Here is a 5,970-nt window from a genome sequence, read left to right on the forward strand (position 1 = left end):
TTATCACTAGTTACGAACTATTCGAAAGAGTGGAAGCAGCAAAGAAGAACTTACAGCAAGCTTAATATAAAAGATTGATAGATTGTACCACTAGAGGAATTAATGGAGGGGGAAATTGAAATGAAATTAAAAGGTACGAAAGTCGCATTACTCATCGAAGACGATTATCAGGAAATGGAAGCCTGGTATCCAGTATATCGATTGCAAGAGGAGGGGGCAACGGTTGTAGTTGTTGGCTCTGGAACAAAATCAACTTATCATAGTAAGCTTGGTTATCCAATGGACGCTGACAAATCAGCAGATGAAGTGAATGTTGATGAGTTTGACGCTGTAATCGTTCCTGGTGGATTTGCCCCAGATCATATGCGACTTCATAAATCAATGGTTGATTTGGTCAGAGGAGCATACGAGTCTGGAAAACTAACAGCAGCTATTTGCCACGGTGGATGGATGCTAGTTTCTGCGGGTGCAGTACGCGGGCGGAAAGCGACGGGATACCTGCCAATTCGCGATGATGTAGTTAACGCTGGAGGCGAGTGGGTAGATGCTGAGGTAGTGTGTGATGGGAACGTAATTACGGCAAGAACACCTGTCGATTTACCAGCCTTCGCCCGTGAAATCGTTGGATACTTAGAACGTGTGTCTGTAGTAAGTAAGGTTTAAGCGGTGCGCACCAATTATTATGAGGGATTAATAGTATTGAAAGAAAACTATCATTCTATTCATTCTAATTTAATATTTGACAAAGAAAATAAAAATACTTCGCAAAATGGATGGACAAATAGTTAAAACCATCCATTTTGCGGAAGGAAACCCGCTAGAAAGGGGAAGACAACTATATGACGTATATTAAGAAGCCAGATCCGGTCGATGTATGTATCGTAGGGGCAGGTGCCACTGGTGGAACCACCGCAAAAGTGCTTTCAGAAGCAGGATTAAAGGTAGTCGTGCTTGAGAAAGGTCCTCGTATGAAGATAGAAAACTTTTCGGGTGATGAACTTAAATATCTTAACCGAAACTATCTTTGGCCGGACCCGAAGATTAGCCCAAGGACCGTTAGAGCAGATGAAAATGCTAAAGCAAGGACGTTTCAGTTTTCACCTACTCCGCAGATGGTAGGCGGTGGTACGGTTCACTGGGCAGGTTGGGTCCCTCGTCCATTAGAACAAGACTTTCAGATGCACACTCTACATGGTGATGTTGAAGGTGCGGATCTGGCGGATTGGCCTATTACTTATGATGATCTTGAGCCTTATCTTACTAAGGTTGAGTGGGAGTTTGGTGTATCTGGACTTGCAGAAGCAAACAAGTATGAACCAAGACGGAGTAAAGGGTACCCTACACCGCCTTTGCCACCTACCAAGTTTGGGAAGAAATTTTACGAGGGTGCTGAGAAGCTAGGGGTAAATGCGTTTCCTATTCCACATGCTTCAATTTCGAAGCCATATCGGGGAAGAACTCCAGCAAACTTCACAGGATTTTGGAATCAGTACGGAGATCCAGGAACCACTCGGTCAAGCACACTGACTAACTTTATCCCCGAGGCCTTAGCTACTGGAAATTGCGACCTGCGAACAGGTTGTATGATTCGTGAAATCACTGTAAATAAAGAAGGTCGTGCTAAAGGAGTAATCTACATCGATTCTGATGGTCACGAGGTTGAACAAGAGGCTCACATCGTTATTTTATGTCCTGGAGCTATAGAATCATCGAGGTTGCTACTTATGTCGAAGTCTAACTTATTCCCAGACGGCTTGGCGAATAGCAGTGGACTGGTTGGAAAGTACGCTACATTCCATGAATACGCGTTCGCAACAGGCATTTTTGACAAGGATTTCCATGATCCTCTTCACGGTTTTGCTGGCCACTACATCAGCGCAGGCTCGATGCAGTTCTACGAGACTGATGAGAAAAGGGGATACATCGGCGGTTGTATTACCTCTTCTTCACAAGTTGGACACCCTATAAACTGGGTTTGTCCTGACAGACCAGAGTGGGGGATAGCCATGAAGGATGCTGATCGCGACTTCTACAACCACTCAATGAAAATTGGTATTATCCTTCAAGATCTGCCTCAAGAATCTAACAAAGTGGACCTTGATCCCGATGTCAAGGATGCCTGGGGTTTACCTGTTGCGAGAATCACATATAAACCACACGCGAACGACATTGACATGGCGAAGTGGATGATAAACAAAAACGTTGAAATCCTCGAGGCAGCTGGAGCGACGAAGACCATCAAGGTAATTCCCGAAAATGAATTAACCGGTAATACCTGTCACCAACATGGTACTGCTAGAATGGGTAACGATCCATCTAAGAGTGTTTTGAACAAGTGGTGCCAGGCACACGATGTTGATAACCTCTACATACTAGATGGAAGTAGTTTCCCTACATCCTTAGGGGTTAATCCTACACTAACAATGATGGCTAATGCTTGGAGGGTCTGTGATTATATCGCTGAAGTTCATGCGAAGGGACGTCAAGCACAATATGTCGAATAACAAGTGCAGTGGGGTATTTAAGAAGTAAATGATATTTTATGTATAGATTTAACATATTAAAGTGCCTTGTTAGTAACTTATAGTCAGGATTATCCAATATAAATATATCAAAAAATGGCTTTAAAGTGAAGTAATCTCCCGGAGCTATTTTACCAAAAGGAGGGTGTTTCTTATGACAAGCAAAGCAGATTGGCCGGTTATAAATTCTCCAGTAGATCAAGAGTCAGACACTCGCTTATTTTTTTCCCAACATGAGTGGGAAACAATCGAAGAGGCGACAGCTCGGATTATACCAACAGATCATGATCCTGGAGCTCGAGAGGCAGGTGTGGTTCGATTTATAGACCGTTACCTTTCAAGTATTGATTACATTTATGCATCTGCAGATGGCAGAGGATTTCTAAAGATAGCAGGAAAAGAGGTAGAGGCCTGGAGAGAACGTATGGCAGATATGCAGGAGACCTATCGTCAGGGGATCCGACAGCTAGACGAGATCTCGCATGAGAAGTACGATTCTTCTTTTAAGAATTTGAGTGTACAACAGCAGGATGGAGTTCTGGTTGAGCTTTCAGGAAGGCCGAAGCCGGAACATATGAAATTTGATACTTCGGGTGAGCATAATACTTTTCTCCAAGGTACGTTTGACGAGGGATTAGACTTCTTCAGTGCTTTGGTTCTGCACACTCGTCAAGGATACTATTGCGACCCGGTATACGGGGGTAACAAGGATTACGTTGGTTGGAAAGTGATCGGCTTCCCTGGACCTAAATCATTGGCTGATACCAATACCTTAAAATACAATGTTAAAGAGTATTACGTAGAAGAATATGATTGGGCTGATTTAATCCCTCATCTTAAGGAAAGGAAAGGGGAATAGAAATGAAGATTACTAATGTAAGGGCATTCCCGCTAGGTGTAAAGCTTGATCAGCCTCTACGTTGGGGAGCCATGGAAGTCAACGTAAAGGGAGGTATTATTGTACAGGTCTCCACCGATGAGGGTTTATACGGAATAGGGGAGGCTGGGTTCTCGGCAGAGTACTTTTCGACAGTCGGCCCCATCATCAATGAGAGACTCGCCCCCCTACTTATCGGTGAGGATCCTACACAAATCGCTATGCTTTGGGAGCGAATGTTTAGTGCCACCCATATGTGGGGACGACGTGGTATTGAGACTTATGCCTTAAGTGGTGTTGATATTGCACTATGGGATCTGTTCGGTAAGATCACCAATCAGCCTATTTATAAGCTCCTAGGGGCGGCCAAAACGAAAGTGAGAGCTTACTTTGCACCGAGTCTGAAAGGACCTGAGGAAATCGTGCCGGAGTGTGTGAAAGCGGTTGAGGATGGCTATACGGCATTGAAGTTAAGGGTTGGACTAGGATTGGAGACCGACGAGGCTATTGTATCTGGAGTGCGGAAGGCGGTAGGAGATAAGGTGGATCTGATGGTGGACGCTAACATGGCGTATGATCGGAGGACTGCTCTCAGGATGGCTCGTGTGTTTGAGGAACTTGGCGTCGTTTGGCTAGAGGAGCCGATCAGGTCCAGAAGCTTAAGTCAATACATCCACGAACATCGCTGGTTATCCGAACGCGTCAATATGCAGTTATCTGGTGGCGAGTCCATGCTCTCTCGCTACGAATATATAGACCTTCTCGAGCCAAGAGTGTTCGACGTGCTCCAACCTGACTGTGTGAGCGTTGGCGGCATCTCTGAGGCTAAGCGTGTAGCTGACATGGCCAGTGCTTGGAACATTACCTGCGTCCCTCATATTGCCTGTTCGTCCGGAATGGGTGTCGGCTTAGCTGCGGGTCTGCATCTGATTTTGTCATGCCCTAATGCCCCATTGATCGAGTATGATGCCTATGGTGGCCCTGGTTGGGAAGGGATGCTGAAAGAACCTATACTCTTGAAAGACGGTTACGTCAGCGCGCCTGAAGGACCGGGTTTGGGTATAGAGCTAGCAGCAGACGCGGAGGAGAGGTATAGACTTTACGAACTCGCTCGTTAGTCATTGACGACGGTTGAAAAAGTGCCGCAAAACATCAGAAAGGGTGAACTAAGTTTATGTACACCGTCAACATCTTGAACAATGGGGAGTGGGTCGCACCGGGTACCGTCATTTATCTGCACGCTTTCGGTCGACACGATCCGGTCAAGATCGTGCAAAACTTCTATCTTGTAAGAGGCAGAGGACATACCATTCTTATCGATACCGGGATAGATAACTTAGAAGACTATTTGACCGAAGAACAGGAGAGGTCCTTCGTTTCCGTTCCAAGTCGAACAACGGAGGAGCTGCTGAGAGATGCAGGTGTGGTGCTCGAGGACGTAGATATGTTAATACTAACGCACTTACATTTTGACCACTATATAAATGCTCGCCTCTTCCCGAATGCTCGAATCATCATCAACCGTCGCGAGTGGCACTATAATCTAAGTCCTGAAAATAAGCGCTACGCTCCCCGGGTGGGCTTCCCGCGTGAAGTGTTCGGCTGGCTGGTGGACGAGGCGTGGGAACGCCTACAGTTAGTAGACGGTGACGTTGAGATATTACCTGGCATCCGCGTTATTTGGACCGGCGGCCACAGCCCTGGCCACCAGATGGTGACAGTGGAGACTGCACAGGGGACGGTTATTATCCCCGGTGACGAGATTTACATGTATGAGAACCTAGAAGCGGATATTCCTATTGGTTACTACTACAACTTCGAGAACGTCTTGGCCGCTATGGATCTGATACGCAGGATGGACTGTATCGTGCTGCCTGCGCACGATCCTAAAGTGCTTGAACGTTACCCGTCCTTGAAGATAGGGGACCCAAAGGAAATCATGATTGCGCGGACATTAAGAGAAGGTTATTAACTGAACTCTTTAATTCGTAAATAAATGTATCAACTAAATATTCTATTAAATTATTAAAATATACAAAATGAAGGGAATGAAAAAAATGGCTGTATTGTCTATACCGAAAAAAGCGGTTTTGCCGCAAGAGTTGGTTCTTAAAATGTTCGATTTGGCTATTAGTAAGGCTAAAGAATTGGGAATAAAACAAAACATTGCCATTGTTGATGACGGCGGGAACTTATCCGGATTTATTAAAATGGATGGAGCGAATCTTCTTCCAGCTCAAATCGCCCAAACGAAAGCTTATGCCGCACTTGGGTTTGGAATGCCTACAGCTGATTGGTACGAAGCGATTAAAGATAATCCGGCAGTATTACAAGGACTATTGCAAGTTAACAAAATGACCATTTTAGGTGGAGGCCTACCCATTTTTCTTGAAGGCCAACTGGTTGGCGGTATTGGTGTCTCTGGCGGTTCACCAGAGCAGGACGTTGAATGTGCACAAGCAGCACTTGAAGCGATCAAAGATCTTTAAGATTCGATTTGCTATATATTAATTGAAAAAAACCAAAATTTAAGGAGGAATTCGAAATGTCTCTAAAATTCACATACGAAAA

Annotated in this window: 6 protein-coding genes; all 6 read left to right on the forward strand. The window is 45.1% G+C overall.

Going from position 1 to position 5,970, the window contains the following annotated elements:
• Positions 1-120: 120 nt before the first annotated feature.
• The 6 genes from V7266_RS19085 (at position 121) to V7266_RS19110 (ending at position 5,888) form a co-directional block, all read left to right on the forward strand.
• On the forward strand, positions 121-663 hold the full coding sequence (locus V7266_RS19085) for a type 1 glutamine amidotransferase domain-containing protein (RefSeq protein WP_335469947.1): 543 nt from the start codon (positions 121-123) through the stop codon (positions 661-663).
• A 176-nt stretch (positions 664-839) separates the two neighbouring features.
• Positions 840-2,504, forward strand: a complete 1,665-nt coding sequence (locus V7266_RS19090) for a GMC family oxidoreductase (protein ID WP_335469949.1) — start codon at positions 840-842, stop codon at positions 2,502-2,504.
• 172 nt (positions 2,505-2,676) lie between these two features.
• A complete protein-coding gene (locus V7266_RS19095; RefSeq protein ID WP_335469951.1) occupies positions 2,677-3,381 on the forward strand; it encodes a gluconate 2-dehydrogenase subunit 3 family protein in 705 nt (234 codons plus the stop codon).
• Positions 3,382-3,383: 2 nt separating this feature from the next.
• Complete coding sequence (locus V7266_RS19100) at positions 3,384-4,517, forward strand: mandelate racemase/muconate lactonizing enzyme family protein (protein ID WP_335469953.1); 1,134 nt, start codon at positions 3,384-3,386, stop codon at positions 4,515-4,517.
• 56 nt (positions 4,518-4,573) lie between these two features.
• Positions 4,574-5,371 (forward strand): N-acyl homoserine lactonase family protein, encoded by a 798-nt coding sequence (locus tag V7266_RS19105; RefSeq protein WP_335469954.1) that lies wholly within the window; start codon positions 4,574-4,576, stop codon positions 5,369-5,371.
• An 85-nt stretch (positions 5,372-5,456) separates the two neighbouring features.
• Positions 5,457-5,888: a GlcG/HbpS family heme-binding protein gene (locus tag V7266_RS19110; RefSeq protein ID WP_335469956.1), complete on the forward strand. Its 432-nt coding sequence runs from the start codon at positions 5,457-5,459 to the stop codon at positions 5,886-5,888.
• Positions 5,889-5,970: the final 82 nt, after the last annotated feature.

It is taken from the genome of Neobacillus drentensis, assembly GCF_036965645.1.
Classification (GTDB): domain Bacteria; phylum Bacillota; class Bacilli; order Bacillales; family Cytobacillaceae; genus Neobacillus; species Neobacillus drentensis_D.